The sequence below is a fragment of the Sorangiineae bacterium MSr11954 genome (assembly GCA_037157815.1).
GTDB classification, from domain to species: domain Bacteria; phylum Myxococcota_A; class Polyangia; order Polyangiales; family Polyangiaceae; genus Pendulispora; species Pendulispora albinea.
The window spans coordinates 7109020-7128683 of record CP089984.1 but is presented as its reverse complement, the minus strand read 5'-3'; the positions used below and the strand labels follow the sequence as shown (position 1 = coordinate 7128683).

The following is a 19664-nucleotide window of genomic DNA, read 5'->3' as shown; positions in this document are numbered from 1 at the left end:
CCCGGCCGCGCTCTACGTTCTCGGCCATCAAGGAGACGAGAATGCGCCCCGAGCAGACGAAATTGCCCCGTAGATACTTCATCGAAATGGCCGCCAGCACCCTCGCGGCAGGAGCGCTCGCCGGAGCGCTGCCCCGGGCGGCGCACGCGGCCACGCCGGCGGTGGGGCCCGGCGGCGCGGCCGGATCGACCAAGCCGATGGATGCGGCTGCCTTCCACGCCGCGCGAAGGTTCGCCGATACCCGCTTTGGAAAAATTGCGTACATGGATCGCGGGACGGGGGACGCCGCTTTGTTTCTGCACGGTTTCCCGTTGAATAGCTTTCAATGGCGAGGGGCGATCGATCGGCTGTCGTCCCTTCGCCGGTGCATCGCGCCGGATTTCATGGGCCTTGGATACACGGAGGTCGCGAAAGGGCAGAGCGTCGCGCCGGCCGCGCAGGTCGCCATGCTCGTCGCGCTGCTCGACAAGCTCTCCATTCGCACCGTCGATCTCATCGCCAACGACAGCGGCGGCGCGGTGGCGCAGCTCTTTGCCACCCGGCACCGCGATCGCGTGCGCACCATGCTCCTCACCACGTGCGACGTGGAGAACGACAGCCCGCCCGCGGCCGTGGTGCCCGTCATCGCCGCCGCGCACGCCGGCAAATTTGCCGACGAGACGTTCCTCCCGCAGCTGGCGGACAAAACGTTCTCGCGTTCGGCGAAGGGCATCGGCGGACAGTGCTTTACGTACCCCACCAATCCCACCGACGAGGCCATCGAGGTCTACTTCTCACCCCTCGTGAGCTCCCCCGCGCGCAAAGCCCTCACCAACGCCTACGCCATCGGCCTCGACCCCAACCCGCTGAAAGGGATCGAGTCCGCGCTCCAGCGCTGCACCGTACCAACCCGCATCGTGTGGGGAACGGGCGACACCATCTTCTCCCCCGTGAGCGCCGATTATCTATCGTGCACCCTCCCCAACTCGCGCGGTGTGCGGCGCATCGAGGGGGCAAAGCTCTTCTTCCCCGAGGAGTTTCCCGACATCATCGCCGAGGAAGCACGCGGCCTCTGGCGTGTGGGCTAACGACCGATCCGGCGTTTGAATTTGATTAATACGGCGTTCGCCCATCGCCTCCCGACGCGGCGATTGTCCTCGTTGGACGAATAATCGGCCCGCGCGTCCCTCCATGGAGGGCAAGAGCTGAGCTACCATGGTCCCAATCCTCATCGAGATTGGAGACGCAGCATCATGTTCTTGTCTCGTCCAAGCCACGCGCGGGTCTCGCCCGACGAACCCATGCTCGACAGCGCCGCGCGCCCGCGCGGGCTCCATGAATTGCGCAGCCGTTTGCTGGGCGGTATCGCGCAGCGAGCCTTGGGCCTGGTGGAGGCCGACGACTCCTACGGCCTGCCCGCGCCGGTGGTCTTTCCGCCGCACGCCGGCTCGAGCCGCTATGGCTGCACGCACTACGGCATCATGCCGGCGAAATCACGTGGTTCGCGAAGAGCCGCATTTACGCAAGGCGGGCGGCGGTGCGCAGCGGATACCGGGCAGTATGCGCTTTCTGCCCGAGGACTTCCGCTGGGAGGTGCGCGATTGATACGGAGCCATCATGCAGAACCTCGAAGCTGAAATCACCCCGGGCGCGCCGCTGGTATTGAAGTGCGGCGCCACGTTGAAGAACCGCATCGCCAAGTCGGCCATGAGCGAGCAGCTTGCAGGCGACGCGCACGATCCGAGCGAGGGCCTCGCGCGATTGTACCGGCGGTGGGCCGAGGGCGGCGCGAGCCTCTCGATCACCGGCAATGTCATGGTGGATCGCGACCACCTGGTGGAGCGCCGAAACGTGGTGCTCGACGCGGCGAGCGACACCGCGGCCTTCGATCGCTGGACCCGCGCGGGCACCCGGCACGGCACGCATTTGTGGGCGCAGTTGAACCACCCTGGAAAGCAGACGCCGAGCACCTTGACCTGGGAGCCGGTCGCGCCCTCGTCCATCGCGCTCAAGAACGGTCTGCGGCTCGGTTTCAATCGCCCGCGCGCCCTCTCCAACGGGGAGGTCTTGGACATCATCGACAAATTCGCCCACAGCGCGAAGCTCGCCCGCCAAGTCGGTTTTACCGGTGTGCAGATCCAAGGCGCCCACGGGTTTCTGGTGAGCCAGTTCCTTTCGCCGGCGCACAACCAGCGCGGCGATCGCTGGGGCGGATCGCTCGGCAACCGCATGCGCTTCGTGCTGGAGGTTTACCACGCCGTTCGCGCGGCGGTGGGCAACGACTTCCCCGTGGCCATCAAGCTCAACTCCTCCGACTTCACGGCGGGCGGCTTGACCGAAATGGACTCGATGGATATCGCCTTTGCGCTGGCCAAGGCCGGTATCGATGCGATCGAAGTCTCCGGCGGCACCTTCGAGAGCCCCGCCATGGCAGGACTGTACGCCGACAAAGGGGCGCGGCGCCGCGAAGGCTATTTCCTCGGCTACGCCGAGTCCGTCCGGCCGCGTGTGGACACGGCGCTGATGGTCACGGGCGGCTTTCGTTCGGGCGCCGGCATCGCCCGCGCCCTGCGCCGCGGCGCCGCCGATCTGGTCGGGCTCTCGCGCCCCATGGTGGTGGAGCCGTCGTTCCCGCGCAATGTGCTCGCCCACCCCGAGCACCGCATCGATTTTCGCGAACGGTCCACCGGCATCAAGGCGCTCGATCGCTTGGCCTTGCTCGACACCACCTGGTACGAGCACCAGCTGGCGCGCATCGCGCACGATCAGCCGCCGTCGCACCACCTCAGCGCATGGCGTAGCGTGATGACCTCGTTCTTCGATATGGGCTTGCACGCCTTGGCCCAGCGGCGCGTCTGATTCATGAGGCTCGAGCTACGCGAGGGTCCCAGGCCGAAGGGGATACGCGTGCATCAGCAAATCGTAAGGCCCGAGCCAGCCCGGCTCACTCCGTAGCCGCTCGAGCCACCTGGCCACCGACGGCCACTCGGCCACATTCAGCCGCGCGTGATCGAGCCAATGCAAATAGCCGGAGCACGACACGTCGGCGATGGTCGGCCGATCCCCGGTCAAGAACGGACGTTCGATCACGGCAGCCTCGAGCCGATCCAGATCGCGCCGCACGCGCGCCTCCAGCCACTCCTCGATCGCTTGGCCGTACGGGGTGAAGTGGCGCGAAAAGCGCAGATTGGGGAGGCTTACACCGATGCGGCATCCCTCCCACGCGAGCCACTCGCGCACCTTGATTTGCGTCGCGGCATCGGCGCCATCGAGCTTTTCGTGGCGGCGCGCCAGCGTATCGAGGATGGCGTTCGATTGACAGATGGTGAGACCGTCTTCGAGCACCAACACGGGGACCTCGCCAAACGCGGCCGCGTCGCGGAAATCCGCCGTCCGTTCGGGGCGCGCCACATTGAGGTTCACCGGGCGCTGCTCGAAGGGAACGCCCATCCAGCGCAGTGCGAGGGCAACCTTGTAGCTATGGCCGGACTCGTGGTGGCAATAAAGAACGATGGGCATATCGATTGGATCGTACCAAACGCGGCCAACGGCGATCAAGACGGGCCCATGAGGTTCTGCGCTTGCGGTCTTCGAAGGTGACGGCAAAGGATCCCCATGGTTGCGCCGTCTCGCTTCGAGCGGCGCGGCCACGCAAGGCTCGCCAAGGGGGTGAAATGAAGAATCCCATTCTGCAGCTCAATCCTCTCGAAACGATGGGCAAGGGCTTTTCGCCGCTCGCCCGGTTTCAGCAAGCGTGCCTCGAGTCGTTCCTTGCACCCGACGCGCTCCCGCCTGGCGCGCACGATCCCTTTGCCGAACCCGTCACCTTGCGAAAGCCTCCGCGCGGGACCAACCCCGTGATCCTGCTCCACGGCACGTGGGCCAATCGCTACAACACGTGGAAGGCGCTGTCCCTCGAGCTGAGCAACGCGGGCTTCTCCGTCTCGGCCATCAATTATGGCGACGGCGGCCAGCTGCCCAAGTTCGTCAAAGGCTACGGCGACATTCGACGGTCCGCCAAGGAGCTGGCGCGTTTCGTCGATGAAGTGTTGCGCAAGACCGGCGCGAGCAAGGTCGACTTGGTGGGGCACGCGCAGGGTGGGGGCGTGATGCCGCGCTGGTACATCAAGTATCTCGGTGGAAAAGATCGGGTCGGTAAGCTGATCGGGCTCGCCCCGAGCAACCACGGCACCACCACCGTCAGCATGGGCACGCTCGCCAACATGATGACGACCTTCCTCGGGCTTCAGAGCCTCTCGACGCAGGGGATCAACTTGACGTCGGGCAAGGCCGCCATTCAGCAATCGAAGGAGTCACCCGAGAACATCAACCCGGAGCTCGATCGGGACGGGGATACGGAGCCCGGCATCACCTATGTGGTCCTCGCGACCGCGCTCGACGAAGTGCTCACGCCATGGCGACAGAGCTACTTGAAAGGAGGCTTCGGCTCCGAGGTGACCAATGTGGCCCTTCAAGACTTCCGCGGCTTCGAGTTCGACTTGACCGAGCACCTGGGTATCACCAACCATCCAGTGGCCATCGAGGTCGTCAAACGCGCGCTTACGGGGCAATCCATCGATCCCAAGGATGTGAACATCGGGCCCTTGCCTCCGATGGTCACGCCCTGATCAACCGTAACGCCACCCGAGGCCGGACAGAACGTAAACGGGGCGGGCGGAGGAGCCGCTCAAGTCTTCCAGATCGCCTTGCGGGATCTCGACGTTGTGCGCGCGGTTCGCGTGCGCGTCGCGCAGGATGCTGGGTGCGGCCTTCGGTGCAGAGCTGTGCGACCACGCGGTCGCCGTCTTGGTGACGAACATCGTCCTTCTCCTTCGTTCGAGGTTGCGAGGCCCGCCGAGCTTCTCGATTCGGTATCCCGGGTGGGGCGCCTTGCGCCGCTCCGTGATGCGCCTCTATCCAGACGTCGTTCGTGGTGCGGCCGATTCGACATGGGCCGCGTCTTATTTTTAAGATTTCTCTAAGCTGCTGAAATTACAGCAAATATTTTTGCTGGTGGACCTGTGCCAAACTCATCCGTAGCGCCAGCCGAGGCCGGACAGGACGTAGACCGGGCGGCTTCCGAAGCTGCCCTGCAGATCTTCGACCTCGCCCTGCGGGATCTCGACATGGTGTGAGCGGCTCGCGCGGGCATCGCGGGTGATGTTGGTCGCGGCTTTGGGCGCAGAGGTGTGCAGCCACGAGGCTGCCGTCTTGGTGACGAGCATCGTCCTTCTCCCTTGGTTCGAATGCGCCGGAGAGCGCGGCTTGCCCGCGTCCGACTTCGAGCAGGGCCCGCCGGATCCTCATGATCCGTCGTGAGCCCTGCCTCTGTGCACTCGTCGCTCCAGGAGCGGCGCGATCGACATGGCCGTCGATTTTTTTTGCGCCCGAGCTTCCGCGCGACCCGAGCCGCTCCGAGCCGCGCGATCCGAGCTTCCGCGCGGCCCGAGCTTCAGCGCGATCCGAGCTTCAGCGCGGTCCGAGCCCGGCCGCCAGCCGCCGGCGGTACGTCAGAACCCAGGTGATGGTGAGCGGCCGATCGAGCACCTTGGCGCCCGTCTCACACACCACCTTGGTCTGCGAGGCGCCCGTCGGGGTCTGGTAAACGGAGTCGGTCTCCACGGACTTCACCGTACAGGCGTCCAAGCCGCGAACCTCGAAGTCGGTGACGTCGCCCGTCGCAAAGGTGACGTGGTTGCCGTTGGCGACCGCGTCGCGGGAGAACGATCCGAGCTCCATCGCGATGCGGTCGACGGCCACCGAGGCCGCCGGGGTGTACGTGGCCGTGCGCGTGATTTGCCCCGGCTCCAGCCTGTACTCGGTCGTGGCCGTGATGCGCGCGTCCTTGATGGGCGCGTCGTCGCCCACGTCGTCGAGCTCCGCCTGATCGTAGGTGACCACGTAGGCATCGCCCTCGGCCCGGGTCTTCACGTTCTTGATGTACGAGGCGGGGATCAGCGACTTGCCATCGCCGAGGGTGAACTTGGGCTGCAGCTGCGGATACTCGGAGTCGGCGGCGCCGGAGAGCAGGTTGTACGAGTGGGGCACCGCGAAGTACGCGTTCTTTCGGTGGTACTTCCCCCCGCCGTTCACCAGCGGGAGGCTGATGATGCGCAGATCGTCGCGGTAGGTCACCAAGGCGCGGTCGTAGTCGCCGCGCGCGAACCACGTGAGCGCGGCGCGCGGCAGCTTGCCGAGGTAGGCCACGAAGTCGGCGGTGGGCATGGGCACTTTGTTCTCGTAGCCATCGCGGTTCCAGAGCTTGTTCGTGTACAGGATCTGGTGCGGGAGGCTCAGGTTCTCGCCGAGGATGCGGTGCTTGCCGCGGTAGCCGTCGGTGCGGCGCCCCTTCTCCCAGAGGTTGACGGAGCGCATGCCGTCGTCTTGCCAGAACTCCACGTACTTGGCGACCACGCGGGTGGCGAACGCATAGGCGACGGTCTTCTCCTCCGCCGTGAGCACGTCCAGGTGCGCGGCGGCCGAGAGAACTTCGAGGAACGCGGTGTCGGCGTATGGGCCCAAGCTCCGTCCGTAGTCGAAGCCGTTTCCGGCGGGGTTCAATCGGAGCAGGAGCACGTCCACCGATTTGCGCAGCCACCCTTTGAGCTGATCGGACACCACCATGTTCGTCTCGATCAGGCGCTGGCAGATCTCGCCGATGAGCAGCACGCTGTAGCGGTCGAAGCGTCCCTGGCCGTCGGTCTCGTCGGAGAAGCCGTACTCGCCGGAGTACGTTTGGTAATGGTCGATGACCTTGGCCAGCAGCTTTTCGCTGGCCGTCTGGTCCTCCCAGCCGAGGATGGCCCGCAGCTTGGCGATGCTGAAGGCCACCCCGTAATAGTTGGTGGGCAGCCCGATGAGCGTATAGTCGGCCGGGTTCACGAAGGTGCGCCAATCGAGCTTCGTCTTCAGCTTGGCCAAGGTCTCGGCGCTGATCGCGCGGTCGAGCAGGCCCGCGGTGCGCAATTTGTCGAGGGCCGCCATGTAATAATAAATACCCCACGTCTTGTTCACGTCCTCGACCGTCAAATCGGCGATCTCGCGGTAGCGGGCCAGGTACACGGCGAACTTGGGATCCGACTCCGGCGTTTGCGTGAGCAGGTACGAGAAGCCAATGGCGATTTTGCCGGTCAAGAACTCGTCGCCGCCGTTGAAGGCCTTTTGGCCGTCCAAGGTGAAGTCCTTCTTCTCGGCCGCCAGCTTCTCGAAGAGGAACTCGAGCTGCGGCAGGAGCTTCGTGGCGACGATGGTGTTCATCGGGATCCGCGCCAGCGCGGGCTCCGTGAATTTGACACCGGTGTCATTTCCTCCCGCGTCGAAGGGGCCTGCGTCGGGTGCGGACGTATCCGGGGTGGATGCGTCTTGCGTCGGGCGCGGCGCGCCGGGGGCATCGTCGTCGCAGGCCACGAACGCGAAGGCGGCGGTGACGGCCAGCGATGCGCCGATGGATCGAAGTCGTTTGCTCGTCGTCGACATGGAAAAACTCCTCATTCGAAGCGCGAAAATGAAAACGGGATCAGCGGGCGGGCTGCGGGGGCCCCTCGGGCAGGTCTTGCGGGCGGATGGGTTCCAGCCGCGGCGAGAGCACGTGGATGATGGAGATGGCGAGGACATACGCCGCCGGCGGTAGAAGCAGCAAGACATAATAGCCGCTCGGTCCCATGGCCTGAAGGATACTACCTGCCGCTTGCGCGATGAAGATGCCGCCGATGGCACCCCCCATTCCACCGAACCCGACCACGGAGCCGACGGCCTTGGTGGGAAAGAGGTCGGAGGTGAGGGTAAACAGGTTGGCCGAAAAGCCTTGGTGGCCGGCCGTTGCCAGTCCGATCAGCACCACCGCGGTCCACGTCGACTTCGCCTCGGAGGCGAACACGATGGGGGCGACCAAGCCGGCGCAGATGAGCATGGTGGTCTTGCGCGCGCGGTTGATGCTCCATCCATGGCGGATGAAGGTCGACGAGAGCCAGCCGCCGAAGATGCTGCCGACGTCGGAGATCAAATAGATGGTGACCAGCGGGAGGCCGATCTTGGTCAGGGTGAGGCCGTGTTTCTGGTTCAAGAACCCGGGCACCCAAAAGAGATAAAGCCACCAAATGGGATCGATGAGGAACTTGCCGATGGCATAAGCCCACGTCTGCCGCCACGGCAAGAGGCGCAGCCACGGGATCTTCGGGTAGACGGGGGCGGGGTCGCTGGCGATCCAATCTTTCTCCCGTTGGGTCACCGACGGGTGCTCGTCGGGCGGGTGGAACTTCGCGAGCCAGAGGCCGACCCAGAGCAGCGCGAGCACGCCGCTGAACACGAACGCGGTGCCCATGCCGAAGACGGGCACGACGATCGGGAGCATCAACGGGGTGACGATGGCCCCCACGTTCGTCCCCGAGTTGAAGAGGCCCATCGCAAAGGCGCGCTCCCGTTTGGGGAACCATTGGGCGATGACCTTGACGGCGGCCGGGAACATGCCGGCCTCGCCGAGCCCCAAGCCAAAACGCGCGAGCTTGAACCCGAGGGCCGAGGTGGCCAGCACATGACCGGTGGCGGCGAGGCCCCACACGCTGGCGGCGACGGCGAACCCGCGCTTGGTGCCGATCTTATCGAGCAGCCAGCCCATGGACACCATGCCGATGGCGTAGGCGACCTGGAACCAAAAGACGATGTTGCCGTAGTCCTTCTCCGTCCAGCCATAGAGCTTGGAGAGATCGGGCTTCAGCACGCCGATGATCTGGCGGTCCACGTAGTTGATGGTGGCGGCCAGAAACAAGATGAAACAGATCGACCATCGGTACTTTCCGACGGCGAACGCAAAGGCACCCGCTTTCTGCTGGAGCTCCGCGATCCCCGTGCGCGCCGGCTGCGCTCGAGGTTCTCCTCGCGCGCCGGCGTCCCGGACATCGATGTCTTGTGCCATGGGTCGTTTACCTCCTTGCGCCTATCTGATTTGGCGCGGCGGCGAATCACACGTCCGATGCGCCGGCACGAGAGGGAGGAACCGTTACCGACCCCCGTTGCCGGCGAGTGGTAAGGCCACTTGACAGCCTGACCATCCTTCTAGCCGTAACGAAGCTTCCGCCGCCACGCAACCCAGAACGGCATGACGCGAAATTGACGCAACACGGCATTGGCGACGAAGCCTATTGACCTCCATCGGGTCGATGGCGCCAAATGCTCTGTTCTTCGCAGGGTGGCGGCGGGTCGCGCGGTCTCGGGGGCTGCTTTGGAAGGGGCGAAGGTTTCGCTCGGGCGACCTGTGGGCAACCGGCCGAGAAAAGGACGTCGCGCTTGCGCAGGTGTGCGCGGTCGAACGCTGAATGCAACCGTTTGCGCAGGTGTGCGCGGGCGAACGTTGAATGCAACCGTTTGCGCAGGTGTGCGCGGGCGAACGTTGAATGCAACCGTTTGCGCAGGTGTGCGCGGGCGAATGCTGAATGCAACCGTTTGCGCAGGTGTGCGCGGGCGAATGCTGAATGCAACCGTTTGCGCAGGTGTACGCGGGCGAACGTTGAATGCAACCGTTTGCGCAGGTGTACGCGGGCGAACGTTGAATGCAACCGTTTGCGCAGGTGTGCGCGGGCGAACGTTGAATGCAACCGCAAGGGCGCAAGGGGCGCAACGAGAAGGGGACTGGAGATCTAAGGAGACGAGCGGTTGTTTGGCGGGTGGTCTGCGACATCTCGCGAAAAGGAGGCCAGTCCGGACGTGCATCGGGCTTTCGGTGCTCGGCGCATGGCGCTCGGCTTGGCACTCGGCACATGGCGCTCGGCCGCTCGGCTGGCACTCGGCACGTGGCGCTCGGCTTGGCACTCGGCACATGGCGCTCGGCCGCTCGGCTGGCACTCGGCACGTGGCGCTCGGCTTGGCACTCGGCACTCGACCGGATGGCGCATGGGCGCACGGCGCACGGCCGACGGAGTATGCGCAGGGGTCGACGTTCGCGTTGCGGCGCGAACGTCGAGGGCCTACGAAGCGCGAGCCTCGAGCATCATTAAATGAAGCTGCAGATCGAGTCCAGCGGTTTGCGGTGGATGTCCGGCACGCTGACCTCGTGGGCGGGATAGCCCACCACGAGCAGCAAATAGGGGCGCTCGTGCGAAGGGCGGCCGCACAGCGCGTTGAGGAAGTTCATGGGGCTGGGCGTGTGCGTCAGGCTGACGAGCCCCGCGTTGTGCACGGCGGCGATGAGCAAACCGGTGGCGATGCCGACCGACTCTTGCACGTAATAGTGCTTCGTCTTCGTGCCGTCTTCTTTCAGATCGTAGCTGCGCGCGAAGATGGCAATCAGCCACGGCGCGACCTCGAGGAACGGCTTGTGCTCGTCGGTGCCCAGCGGAGCGAGCGCGTCCAGCCAAGCTTGCGGCGCTTTTCCTTGATAGAAAGCCTGCTCCTCCTTCTCGGCGTCCACCCGAATGGCCGACTTCACCTTGGGATCGGACACGGCGACGAAGTGCCACGGCTGCAAATTGGCGCCGCTGGGGGCGGTGCCGCCGACGCGGATGCAATCTTCGATGATCTCGCGCGGCACGGGACGGCTCGAAAATTCGCGCACGGTCCGCCGTCGCTGCATCTCTTCATTGAATCGCACCGCGCGGGCGCGCATCTCGTCGACCGGGTATTCCCGATAGGTCGACAGGGGAAGGAAAGTCGGGGTGGTCATGGGGGCACATTGTGCTCTGCCTCCCATTCTTCCGCAAACGTCCGTAAACGCTACCGATCGTGATTTTATGGCTCCAGCGAGCGCCTCCGCAGTGCTTTGCACGACATGGTCATCACCGGGCGGGCTCGGGGTGGGCTCCCGATCCCCGCGGGGTCTCCAGGTCGTGGCGTCATGGCGTGGTAGGTGGCCGCTTACTTGCTATTCGGCGGCGTCCGTGAACTCCTCGATGGTGTCCGAAGCGCCCGCGCTCGCCTTCTGCAGCTGGCACCCGGCCTTGTTGAGGTCGAGGTTATTGTTGCTATCGAGGCACGTGTAGATTTGATACGTCTCTTGCCCGTACGAGCCGCCGCGATCCACGGTGACCCGGCCCTGCTGGTCCACCTCGCAGGGATTGTTCAAGGTGCAGCGCCCCCCGTCCTCGTTGGTCGTGTTGTTGACGCCGAGGACCTCGCGCGTTTGCGCGTTGATGATGGGCGAGCCCGAAGTGCCTCCAATGACCTCGCAACCCGGCTCGCTGTATTTGATCGAGTCGACGCTGGTCCATTGATCTTCACGCAGCCGGTAGATGAATTTATCGATCGAGCACGAATAAATTCGCTTCCAATAACCCGATACCACTCGAATGGGCGTGCCCGCGGTGGGGTGCGCGCTCGATACGGTGAGCGCAGTGACCCCGAAGCTCTGCTGAATCTGTGCGTACGTCGACGTAAGTCGATAAAGGCCAACATCCGTCCCTGTCATGGTGGCATACACCAGCCGCGAGGCGCGCAAGGTGCCGAGGCTCCCTCCGCTGGAATTGAGCAGGGTGAATGTCCGACTGGACGCTTGGTTCACGACCGCCGTTCCGGCAGGCGGAAAGTTGCCGATGCAATGACCATTGGTGAGCACCAGCGCGAAATCGGTAGAGCGTGAAGTGGTAAATCGAACGAGCGATCCCGAGCAGTTCGACAATGCAACGATCGCAGTGAAATCGACATCGGCCACTGCCGAATCGAAATCGCTGGGACTTGGCGCGACGCGTTGATTGTCCGTTCCGTTTCCGAGCGGAAACGCCAGAGCGGGTGATGCGACGGCGGCCGTCGCGAGAAATGCCAATGCAAATGTGGATATCTTATGAGTGGTCGGCATGGTGGGTCCTCTATGCCCATTATCGAGTCGGATGGGGAGCTTTTAATGATCCAATTGCCAATAAATATGCGACCAGTGCACGGCTTTACCCACGTCGTCGGTCGTATGCGTTTCGTCATCATCGAACCCATTGCTCGACCGCCCGTTTGCTCGTCGGGGCGCTGCCCGTTTCCGTCCGGAAGAGCCTCGCGCGTTTTTGACGCAACGAATCCACGGCCGGAGCCGATAAGCGTCCGAAATGCATCGATCCAAGCAGGTCAAACGGGGGCTTCGTTTCGGCAGCGCAGGTCTTTGGGCGATCGGGATTGCGCTCATCGTGCTGGCGACGGCGCTGCCGAGCTGCAGTCCGAGCCTGGTCCCGGCCCGCCAGGGGCTGGTCATGCGCAACATCGAGCTGCCCGTGCGGCAGCTGGTGTTTCCGTCGGGGCTGCGCGTGGTCGCCGAGCGGGACGCGCGCAATCCCATCGTGGGGCTGTTTCTGGTGGTGGGGGCGGGGTCGTCCAGCGATCCGCCGGGTAAAGAAGGGCTGGCGCACTACATCGAGCACCTGGCGTTCCGTTCGCGGCCCTTTGGCAAATCGAGCTTCCGGCATTTGCTGGAGCGCGCCGGGGCAGGGGAGTGGAACGCATCCACATCGCTGGATGCCACCGTGTACCACGAGGTGGGGCCGGCCTCGGAGCTGAGCGAGCTTCTGCGGCTAGAAGGCGCGCGGATGTTGGCCCCCGTCGCGCGGCTCGCGCCCGAGACGTTGGCCGTGGAGCTCGACGTGGTGCGCAGCGAGCTGCGCGAGCGCAATGAAACGGGGTTTACCGGCGAGGTGCTGGGCGCGCTCCAGAAGGCCGTGTTTCCGGCCGGGCATCCGTATGCGCGGCCGGTGATCGGGACGCACGCGAGCTTGACGTCGATTGGGGAGGACGACATCAAAGCTTTTTTGAAATCGCATTATCAGCCAGGCAATATGACGTTGGCCATCGTCGGCGACATCGATCTGGCGACGATTGGCGGGATCGTGGAGAACGCGCTCCCGCCCGATCTGCTGCGCGCCCAAGCATCACCGCGCCGCCCGCCCATCCCCGGGGGCGCGCCGGAGCCGCCGCCGCCTCCGTCCGTACCGTTCTCGCAGAGCGAGGCCTCGGTGGCGACGCCCGAAATCTGGATTGGATGGTCGCTGCCGCGCGCATTCGACGCCGATAGTCACCTGGCCGAGATGCTCGCCGCCCGGGTGGGCTCGCAGCTCGTACGGGCGTCCTACGGGGTCGAGCACGAGGATCGCGACATCATCGACGTCCAAACGCGGCTGGTGCGCGGGAAGGACGCGTCGATGCTGCTGTGCCGGGTCGTGCTCGATCGCGGTGCGCACCCCAAGAAGAGCCTCGCGTACGTGCTCGACCACCTGCACCTCGTCGAGGACGGGCTCGGACCGAGGTTCTTCGGCGAGGTGCTGCTCGGGAGCCAACAACGGGTGGCGGTGGTGGACATGGTGCTCGAGATGGAGGACCTCGTAAAGCACGGTGAAACGCGCGCGCTCACCACGCACTTCACGCAGAATCCACTGACGTATACGCGCAGCCTCGCCAAGGTGCTCGACCTCGAGCCCGAGCCCTTCGCGAAGTTCGCCTTGAAGTACGTGTCGCCCGAGCGGGCGCGCGCGGTGCTCTTCTTGCCCGCGCCGGGGGGCGATCGGGTCAACGCCGTTCCGATTGGCGCGCATCCGGTCGGTGAAGAGGAGCCGTCGCCCATTCGGGTGGACGAGGAGCGATTGCGCGCGATCGCGCCCTCACCGGGGCTCGGAGAATACAGCCGATTCACCTTGCCCAATGGGCTTCGGGTGGTGGTGGGCCGGAGAGAAGGGTCGCCGACGGCGACGGTGGGGCTCTTGATCCAGGGCGGTGTGGGCGCTGCGAGCGATCCGGGGGCGATGCGCGCGGCCCTGTCGCTCGCAGCGGTCTCGCAGCGCGAGGACAATCATAGCTTTCCCGAGCACTTCGGGGCCACCCTGCGGAGGTCCATCCGTCCGGACATGGCGCAGTACACCCTGGAAGGGGCCTCGGGAAATGTCGGCACGATGATCGGCATCGTGGCCGAGCACGCGCGCTACATGGTCGTCACCCCCGCCCACTGGGGCCATCTGGACGCGCTGGTAGCGGAGCTCCGGCTCGCGGAGCGCAAGCCCGAGCACGAGGCGGTTCGCCAGTTTCAATCGACGCTCCTCGCCGGGAGCCCCTACGGCCGCTGGCCCACGGCGAGCGACGTCGAGAAGGCCAGGCCCGAGCGCGCCGTCGACTGGATCGCGGAAACGCACATGCCCGAGAACACCGCCCTGGTGGTGGTGGGCGAAATCGACCCCATGGAGGTCACCAAGATCGTGAAGGCCGAGCTCGGGGATTGGAAGGCGAGCGCGGACGACAAGCCGCCTTCGGTGCCGGCGCCGTACCCGCCCAAAACGGATCGAGGCTTCAAAGTTCTGGTGACGGATCGACCGAGCGCAACGCAAGTTCAAATGCATCTTGGATGCGTGTTTCCGCCTGCGAAGACCCTGTCCGAGGGGTTGCAGCGCGAGGTCGCCGCGCAGCTGGTGGAGGACCGCCTCGGCGGGACCCTGCGGGAGCGGCTGGGGGTGACGTACGGCATCCGGTCGCACGCCCGCGTGCTCCGCGGCGGGACTTCGTTTCTCGAGACCTCCAGCGCCGTCGAGCGCGATCGGTTGACGACGGCGCTCAAGACCGTTCAGGGGGCGCTCTGGGCGCTCGGCGAAGCGCCCGTCTCCCAGGATGCCCTCGGGTGGGCCAAGCTCCGCGTCGCGCGCGCCCGAACCACGGCCCACGTGATGAATCACGGTACGGCGAACATCCTCCTGAACACGATCAACCAGGGCTTCAGCGTGGAGAACCTCGATTTTACCGCCAGCTACATCGCGTCGGTGTCGGCCAAAGACGTTCACGAGGATCTCCACGCGTGCGCGGCCGGAACGGTGACCCTCTCGCTCGTGGGCGACGAGCCGACGATCCGCTTCGCCCTCAAGGAAGCGGGGCTCCGTTAGGCGTTGGGCGCGATTGGCCGTCGTTCGGCGACGTTGGCCGTCGTTCGCCGCCGTCAGCTGCAATGCGCGGCCGTTCGGTGGCGTTCGCCGTCGTAAGGCGCCATTCGCAGTCGTCAGCGCGCCAAAATCGCCAGCGCCGCTCGATGCAAGCGTCCATTGGTGCCGATGGCGGAGCCGCCGTCGAAACGATCGCGGCCCGACAAATCCGTGAAGGTGCCGCCGGCCTCCTCGATGAGCACCTTGACGGCGGCGACGTCCCACGGGTTGACGATGGCCTCGGTGGCGATGTCGAGCGCGCCCTCCGCGACCAGGCAGTAGTGCCAAAAGTCGCCGAAGGCGCGCGTCTCCCAGACGGCGTCGACCAGCGCCAGGTACTTCTCGCGCGAGTGATGCTCCCGCCACGAATTGAGGTGCGTCGTGGAGAGGTAGGCATCGCCGAGATCGCCCACCGCCGAGACCTGCAGGCGCCGAGGCTCGCGCGCGCTCTCGGGGGCGGCCAGCTCCTTGCGCGTCCAGGCGCCCTCGCCGCGCGAAGCCCACCAGCGCTGGCCGAGCGCAGGGGCGCTGACGACGCCGACCACCGGGCGACCCCCATCGACCAGCGCGATCAAGGTGCCCCACGCCGGCACACCGCGGAGGAAATTTTTCGTCCCGTCGATGGGATCGAGCACCCATGTGCGCCCGCTCCCTACCTTTCCGCCGCGCTCCTCGCCGGCGATGTCATCGCCGGGGCGCTCGCGGCCGAGGATCGCGCGCACCGCGTCCTCCACCGCCAGATCGGCGTCGGTGACGGGCGTGCGGTCGGGTTTGCGCTCCACGCGAAGATCGGTGGCGCGAAAGCGCGCCCGGGTGACCGAATCGGCGGCATCGGCGAGCTGCAAGGCGAGGGCGAGATCCGTCCCATAGGTCGTCATGCGCGCATGGTCGCATGCTTTTTCTGTCGGGTATGGAAAAGCCGATGCTAATAGCTCTAGCATGCGAGACCCCCTTCGATTGCCGTCCATTTCGCTCGGTCGTTTCGGTGCGCTAGCCCTGGTGTCCGTGGTTGGCGGTATAACGGGGTGCGCCGCGCCCGCCTCGGCGGCCCCGGCCCGCACGGCGTCGACCGAGGCGCGTCCGCCCGCGAAGCATGCGCCCGCGGTGGCCGCCGCCGCGCCCATCGATCCGTCGACCATGCCCAAGCAGCGCGCCATCGTGCTGCGCGCGGCGCGGCTCTTCGACGGCAAGGGTGACAATGTGGTCGAAGGGGGCGTCGCGGTGGTGGTCGAAAATGGGCTCATCGCGAACGTGGGAAGAGCGTCGAGCGTCGCCGCGCCGGCGGATGCCACGGTGATCGATTTGGGCGATAGCACGCTCCTGCCCGGGTTCATCGACGCGCACACGCACGTGAGCTTCGAGTCGAGCGACGACTTTTACCGCGATACGTATCAGTTTCTGCATCGGTTCCCGGCCGAGCAAGCGCACTACGCGGCCGCGTCGGCCCGCAAGATCTTGGACGCCGGGTTCACCACCGTGCGCGATCTCGGCTCCGCGCACCTCCTCGACGTGGGGCTCCGCAACGCCATCCAGGACGAGCAGGTGACGGGGCCGCGCATGCTGGTGGCCGTGCATGCCATCGGCGCCACGGGCGGACACGCGGACGACGATCCGTATCCTCCCGCGTTCACCAAGGAGCCGGGGCCGTTCGAGGGGATCTGCAACGGCGCGGACATGTGCCGTATGGCGGTGCGCGAGCAGGTCAAATACGGCGCCGACATCATCAAGGTGATGGCCTCCGGCGGCGTTCTCTCCCTCGCCGATGCCGTGGACACGCCCCAGCTGACCCCCGACGAGTTGAGCGCCATCGTGGAGGAAGCGCACCACCTCGGAAAGAAGGTCGCCGCGCACTGCCACGGCGATACGGCGGCCAAGCTCGCGGTCCAGGCGGGGGTCGACTCCATCGAGCATGGCTCGTTCCTGAAGCCCGACACCTTGGCGTTCATGAAGTCCAAAGGGACCGTGCTCATTCCGACGTTCTTGGCGGGTGCGTCCACGGGGGCCAAAATCGACAAGTTTCCCCCCGCCATTCAGGTGAAAGCGCGCGCCGCCAACGAAGCGCACGCGAACATGTTCAAGGCCGCCCTCCGCTCCGGGGTGATCATTGGATTCGGAACCGACTCCGCCGTGTCCCGTCATGGCATCAACGCGCAGGAGTTCGCGTTGATGACCGCCGACGGCATGGCCCCCGCGGCCGCCTTGCGCGCGGCCACCTCCGTCAACGCCACGTTGCTGGGCATTCAGGCGCAGACGGGGACGCTCGACAAGGGCAAGCTGGCCGATATCGTGGCCGTGCCGGGCAACCCGCTCAAGGACATCAAGCAGACCGAGCACGTCCATTTCGTGATGCGCGCTGGCCGTATTTCCAAGCGGCCCGAGATCGCTCGTGGAATGTGAAGACCGCCTCCACGGTTGACCGCGCGGGCGTCCCTTTGCACCATGTGAGCGCATGCACGGTACGGTTTCCAGGAGCGTAAGCCCAAGCGAAGGACGATGGCGCAAGGGGGCGCTTGGCGTCTTCGCCGTCTCGCTGCTCGCGTTCGCGAGCTGCGATGAGTTCATGAACCCCCGCCCGTACCAGGGAAACGGCGGCACCATCGTGGGCGACGGGGGCACCGATGGCGGAGGCGACGGCGGCCCCACCGATGACTGCAGCGCGTGCATCGGCTCGCGCTGTTCCTCGCAGGTGGACGCGTGCAATCGGAACGCGGCGTGCGTGCAGATTCGGTCGTGCGCCGACTTCAACTGCGCCCCCAGCGACGATGCGTGCGTGCAGTCCTTTTGTTTTCCGTCCGCGCCCAGCGGGCAAAACGACTACCGCAACCTCATCGCCTGCAACCGCGGCGCGGCGTGCTCGACCTGCCGCACGCAGTGCCAGGCGTATGTCACCTGCACGCAGTAGGCGCGTCTACGCATCGGCGCGCAGCAAGTCGCCGAGCGCCTTCGACAGCTCCGTCGTTCCGCGGCGCACGTCGGCGGCGCCGGGCTCCGCGTCGATGCGACCGGCGTTGTGGGCGTCGAACAGCTGCATCACCAGCCCCGCATAGCTCTCGGCCAAGCCGCCCGCGGCGAGCGCCGAAGCCCAGCCCTCGCGCGGGATGGCCTGCGCGCGCACGGGGCGTCCGAGCACCGCTTCCATCGCTCGCTCCAGGTCGAGGCTCGAGTAACGCTGCGGACCCTCCACGTGCACCACGCGCGGATTGCCGGGGGCGGCGCCCTCGCCTTCGCCCGCGGCGCCCTCGCGCGCGCCGGCGGCGAGGAGATCGGCGGCCACGTCGCCCACGTCGAACGCCGAGACCGTCGGATAGAGCTTCGTGAGCGGGTGGTGGAGGCTCGGCAGCACCCCGCGCGCGCGCGCCGCGTGCAAATGGCGTTTCCAATTTTGCATATGCTCCGCGGAGCGCACGAAGGTGGTGGCCACGGGGAGGGGACCGAGGCGCGCCTCGAGCCTGCGGAAGATCATGGTGATGCCGGTGCCCTCGGGCACGTGGGCGCCATAATCGGATATGGCCACCACATGGCGCGGCCTCGCGGCCTCGATGGCCTGCGCCGTGGCTTCGATGATGCGCTGCGCGTCGGCCGCGACGTCGGGCGCATCCAGCCGCAGCGGGCAGACGAACAACGCCCCGTCCGCCCCCGCCAGCGCGCGCGCCACCGCGCCGGCGTCGTAGAGATCCGCGAGCGCCACCTCGCAGCCGCCCTGCCAGAACGCATCGCCCTTGCTTGCGTCGCGCAGCACGGCGCGCACGCGAAGGCCGCGCGCGCGCAGCTTCGCCACGGCCCTTCCACCGACCTTGCCGGTCGCACCAAACACCGCCATCGTCCTCGTGTCGTTCATGCCGAGGAGCGTAGGTCGCGCGGGATCGCCCGTCGCGGACGTCCGGACACGCGCGAGCACGTTCGGACGGCGATCGACGCGCCCGGTGCGCCATCGCCCTCGCGCGGTGCCGGCGCGGCAGCCGCCTCAATCGCCGCGCAGGACGCCGGCGGGCGTGACGCCGAGCAAGCGCCGCATCCAGCGCGCCATGTGGCTCGGATCGGCGAAGCCGGTCTCGAGCGCCACACGCGCGATGGTCGCCCGCTCCCGACCAAGCAGCACCCTGGCGCGCTCCACCCGCCGGCGAACCACGTATTGGTGCACCGAGAGCCCGGTGGAGCGCTTGAAGAGCCCCTTGAAGTGCGACACGCTCACGCCGGCCACCGCGGCCAGCTCCGCGAGGGTCAAGCTTCGCGCGAGGTGCGCCTCGATGTAATCGACCACGCGCTCGCGTTGCGGCCGTGACAGCCCGCGCGCGTCCTCGCGCTCGAGCCGCGCCCCCGTCTCCAAGCGGTAGCGGCGGACCAAGTGCACGGCGAGCCCCATCGCGAGCGTCTCGCCGTAGAGCGCGTCGCTCGCGGCCGGAGCCTCGAGCTCCGCCTCCAGCGCCCACGCGAGGTGCTCGAGCTGCGGATCGCGGAGCTGAAAGCGCGGCGTGAGCGCAATCCGATCCGGATCGAGCCCCAACCCCGCGGCCGCGGCCCCCAGCAACGCGGGGGAAACGCTGACGCGAAGGAGGCTCGTCGCCCGATCGTCCTCCCAGACGCCCGGCAACCCGGCGGGCACGAGATCGATGTCCCCCCGGCTCTGCAAGCGGCTGTGGGTGCGACCATCGCATTGGCAGATCGCCCGCACCGGCGTCCCCACGTGCACGGTGAAGCGGTGGTTGCTGGAGGCCGGAACGCGCGTGGCACCCATCGGGGTATCGACGAGCGCGACATCCAGTCCACCCCAGATGCGGCGGGCGCGCAGCCTCAGGTGCTCGAGTCCCGCGGGCGCGCCCATTCGCT

At 66.4% G+C, this 19664-nt stretch carries 17 protein-coding genes; 7 read left to right on the top strand and 10 right to left on the bottom strand.

What is annotated here, in order from left to right; all coding sequences use genetic code 11:
* Positions 1-86: 86 nt before the first annotated feature.
* The 3 genes from LZC94_27645 (at position 87) to LZC94_27635 (ending at position 2838) form a co-directional block, all read left to right on the top strand.
* Complete coding sequence (locus tag LZC94_27645; protein ID WXB11624.1) at positions 87-1067, top strand: alpha/beta hydrolase; 981 nt, start codon at positions 87-89, stop codon at positions 1065-1067.
* 165 nt (positions 1068-1232) lie between these two features.
* Positions 1233-1616 (top strand): hypothetical protein, encoded by a 384-nt coding sequence (locus tag LZC94_27640; GenBank protein ID WXB11623.1) that lies wholly within the window; start codon positions 1233-1235, stop codon positions 1614-1616.
* A complete protein-coding gene (locus LZC94_27635; protein ID WXB11622.1) occupies positions 1597-2838 on the top strand; it encodes an NADH:flavin oxidoreductase/NADH oxidase family protein in 1242 nt (413 codons plus the stop codon). The genes LZC94_27640 and LZC94_27635 overlap by 20 nt, the downstream gene beginning before the upstream one ends.
* A gap of 15 nt (positions 2839-2853) precedes the next feature.
* Here LZC94_27635 and LZC94_27630 read toward each other — a convergent pair whose 3' ends face one another.
* Positions 2854-3498, bottom strand: a complete 645-nt coding sequence (locus tag LZC94_27630; protein ID WXB11621.1) for a glutathione S-transferase family protein — start codon at positions 3496-3498, stop codon at positions 2854-2856.
* Between the two features lie 155 nt (positions 3499-3653).
* Here LZC94_27630 and LZC94_27625 point away from each other — a divergent pair, with 155 nt between their 5' ends.
* Positions 3654-4607 carry an alpha/beta fold hydrolase gene (locus LZC94_27625; GenBank protein ID WXB11620.1) on the top strand — a complete coding sequence of 318 codons (954 nt, stop codon included), beginning with the start codon at positions 3654-3656 and terminating at the stop codon, positions 4605-4607.
* Here the strand turns inward: LZC94_27625 and LZC94_27620 are convergent, their stop codons facing one another.
* The 6 genes from LZC94_27620 to LZC94_27595 form a co-directional block, all read right to left on the bottom strand.
* Complete coding sequence (locus LZC94_27620) at positions 4608-4799, bottom strand: hypothetical protein (protein WXB11619.1); 192 nt, start codon at positions 4797-4799, stop codon at positions 4608-4610.
* A 210-nt stretch (positions 4800-5009) separates the two neighbouring features.
* Positions 5010-5204 carry a hypothetical protein gene (locus LZC94_27615; GenBank protein WXB11618.1) on the bottom strand — a complete coding sequence of 65 codons (195 nt, stop codon included), beginning with the start codon at positions 5202-5204 and terminating at the stop codon, positions 5010-5012.
* 244 nt (positions 5205-5448) lie between these two features.
* The gene (locus LZC94_27610) at positions 5449-7455 is read right to left on the bottom strand and encodes a hypothetical protein (protein WXB11617.1); all 2007 of its coding nucleotides are present in this window, start codon (positions 7453-7455) and stop codon (positions 5449-5451) included.
* Between the two features lie 40 nt (positions 7456-7495).
* Positions 7496-8890 carry an MFS transporter gene (locus tag LZC94_27605; GenBank protein WXB11616.1) on the bottom strand — a complete coding sequence of 465 codons (1395 nt, stop codon included), beginning with the start codon at positions 8888-8890 and terminating at the stop codon, positions 7496-7498.
* A gap of 1074 nt (positions 8891-9964) precedes the next feature.
* A complete protein-coding gene (locus LZC94_27600; GenBank protein WXB11615.1) occupies positions 9965-10633 on the bottom strand; it encodes a nitroreductase family protein in 669 nt (222 codons plus the stop codon).
* A 198-nt stretch (positions 10634-10831) separates the two neighbouring features.
* Positions 10832-11761 carry a serine protease gene (locus LZC94_27595; GenBank protein WXB11614.1) on the bottom strand — a complete coding sequence of 310 codons (930 nt, stop codon included), beginning with the start codon at positions 11759-11761 and terminating at the stop codon, positions 10832-10834.
* 238 nt (positions 11762-11999) lie between these two features.
* Here LZC94_27595 and LZC94_27590 point away from each other — a divergent pair, with 238 nt between their 5' ends.
* Positions 12000-14801, top strand: coding sequence for an insulinase family protein (locus tag LZC94_27590; GenBank protein WXB11613.1), 2802 nt, complete (start codon positions 12000-12002; stop codon positions 14799-14801).
* Between the two features lie 113 nt (positions 14802-14914).
* Here the strand turns inward: LZC94_27590 and hisN are convergent, their stop codons facing one another.
* Positions 14915-15715, bottom strand: a complete 801-nt coding sequence (hisN, locus tag LZC94_27585; GenBank protein WXB11612.1) for a histidinol-phosphatase — start codon at positions 15713-15715, stop codon at positions 14915-14917.
* Positions 15716-15776: 61 nt separating this feature from the next.
* On the opposite strand from hisN, the gene LZC94_27580 reads away from it, so the two are divergent.
* A complete protein-coding gene (locus tag LZC94_27580; GenBank protein WXB11611.1) occupies positions 15777-17234 on the top strand; it encodes an amidohydrolase family protein in 1458 nt (485 codons plus the stop codon).
* A gap of 163 nt (positions 17235-17397) precedes the next feature.
* On the top strand, positions 17398-17739 hold the full coding sequence (locus LZC94_27575) for a hypothetical protein (protein ID WXB11610.1): 342 nt from the start codon (positions 17398-17400) through the stop codon (positions 17737-17739).
* 6 nt (positions 17740-17745) lie between these two features.
* Here LZC94_27575 and LZC94_27570 read toward each other — a convergent pair whose 3' ends face one another.
* Both LZC94_27570 and LZC94_27565 read right to left on the bottom strand, forming a co-directional pair.
* On the bottom strand, positions 17746-18675 hold the full coding sequence (locus LZC94_27570) for an NAD(P)H-binding protein (protein WXB11609.1): 930 nt from the start codon (positions 18673-18675) through the stop codon (positions 17746-17748).
* A 126-nt stretch (positions 18676-18801) separates the two neighbouring features.
* Entirely contained in the window at positions 18802-19659 is an 858-nt protein-coding gene (locus LZC94_27565; protein WXB11608.1) for an AraC family transcriptional regulator, read from the bottom strand.
* Between the last annotated feature and the right edge of the window lie 5 nt (positions 19660-19664).

Bases quoted from the DNA above. Each gene is read 5' to 3' on its own strand.
- LZC94_27625 (WXB11620.1), top strand. From the start codon at position 3,654: ATGAAGAATCCCATTCTGCAGCTCAATCCTCTCGAAACGATGGGCAAG.
- LZC94_27630 (WXB11621.1), bottom strand. From the start codon at position 3,498: ATGCCCATCGTTCTTTATTGCCACCACGAGTCCGGCCATAGCTACAAG.
- LZC94_27565 (WXB11608.1), bottom strand. From the start codon at position 19,659: ATGGGCGCGCCCGCGGGACTCGAGCACCTGAGGCTGCGCGCCCGCCGC.
- LZC94_27635 (WXB11622.1), top strand. From the start codon at position 1,597: ATGCAGAACCTCGAAGCTGAAATCACCCCGGGCGCGCCGCTGGTATTG.
- LZC94_27640 (WXB11623.1), top strand. From the start codon at position 1,233: ATGTTCTTGTCTCGTCCAAGCCACGCGCGGGTCTCGCCCGACGAACCC.
- LZC94_27645 (WXB11624.1), top strand. From the start codon at position 87: ATGGCCGCCAGCACCCTCGCGGCAGGAGCGCTCGCCGGAGCGCTGCCC.
- LZC94_27590 (WXB11613.1), top strand. From the start codon at position 12,000: ATGCATCGATCCAAGCAGGTCAAACGGGGGCTTCGTTTCGGCAGCGCA.
- LZC94_27605 (WXB11616.1), bottom strand. From the start codon at position 8,890: ATGGCACAAGACATCGATGTCCGGGACGCCGGCGCGCGAGGAGAACCT.
- LZC94_27580 (WXB11611.1), top strand. From the start codon at position 15,777: ATGCGAGACCCCCTTCGATTGCCGTCCATTTCGCTCGGTCGTTTCGGT.
- hisN (WXB11612.1), bottom strand. From the start codon at position 15,715: ATGACGACCTATGGGACGGATCTCGCCCTCGCCTTGCAGCTCGCCGAT.
- LZC94_27600 (WXB11615.1), bottom strand. From the start codon at position 10,633: ATGACCACCCCGACTTTCCTTCCCCTGTCGACCTATCGGGAATACCCG.
- LZC94_27615 (WXB11618.1), bottom strand. From the start codon at position 5,204: ATGCTCGTCACCAAGACGGCAGCCTCGTGGCTGCACACCTCTGCGCCC.
- LZC94_27620 (WXB11619.1), bottom strand. From the start codon at position 4,799: ATGTTCGTCACCAAGACGGCGACCGCGTGGTCGCACAGCTCTGCACCG.
- LZC94_27610 (WXB11617.1), bottom strand. From the start codon at position 7,455: ATGTCGACGACGAGCAAACGACTTCGATCCATCGGCGCATCGCTGGCC.
- LZC94_27570 (WXB11609.1), bottom strand. From the start codon at position 18,675: ATGAACGACACGAGGACGATGGCGGTGTTTGGTGCGACCGGCAAGGTC.
- LZC94_27575 (WXB11610.1), top strand. From the start codon at position 17,398: ATGAACCCCCGCCCGTACCAGGGAAACGGCGGCACCATCGTGGGCGAC.
- LZC94_27595 (WXB11614.1), bottom strand. From the start codon at position 11,761: ATGCCGACCACTCATAAGATATCCACATTTGCATTGGCATTTCTCGCG.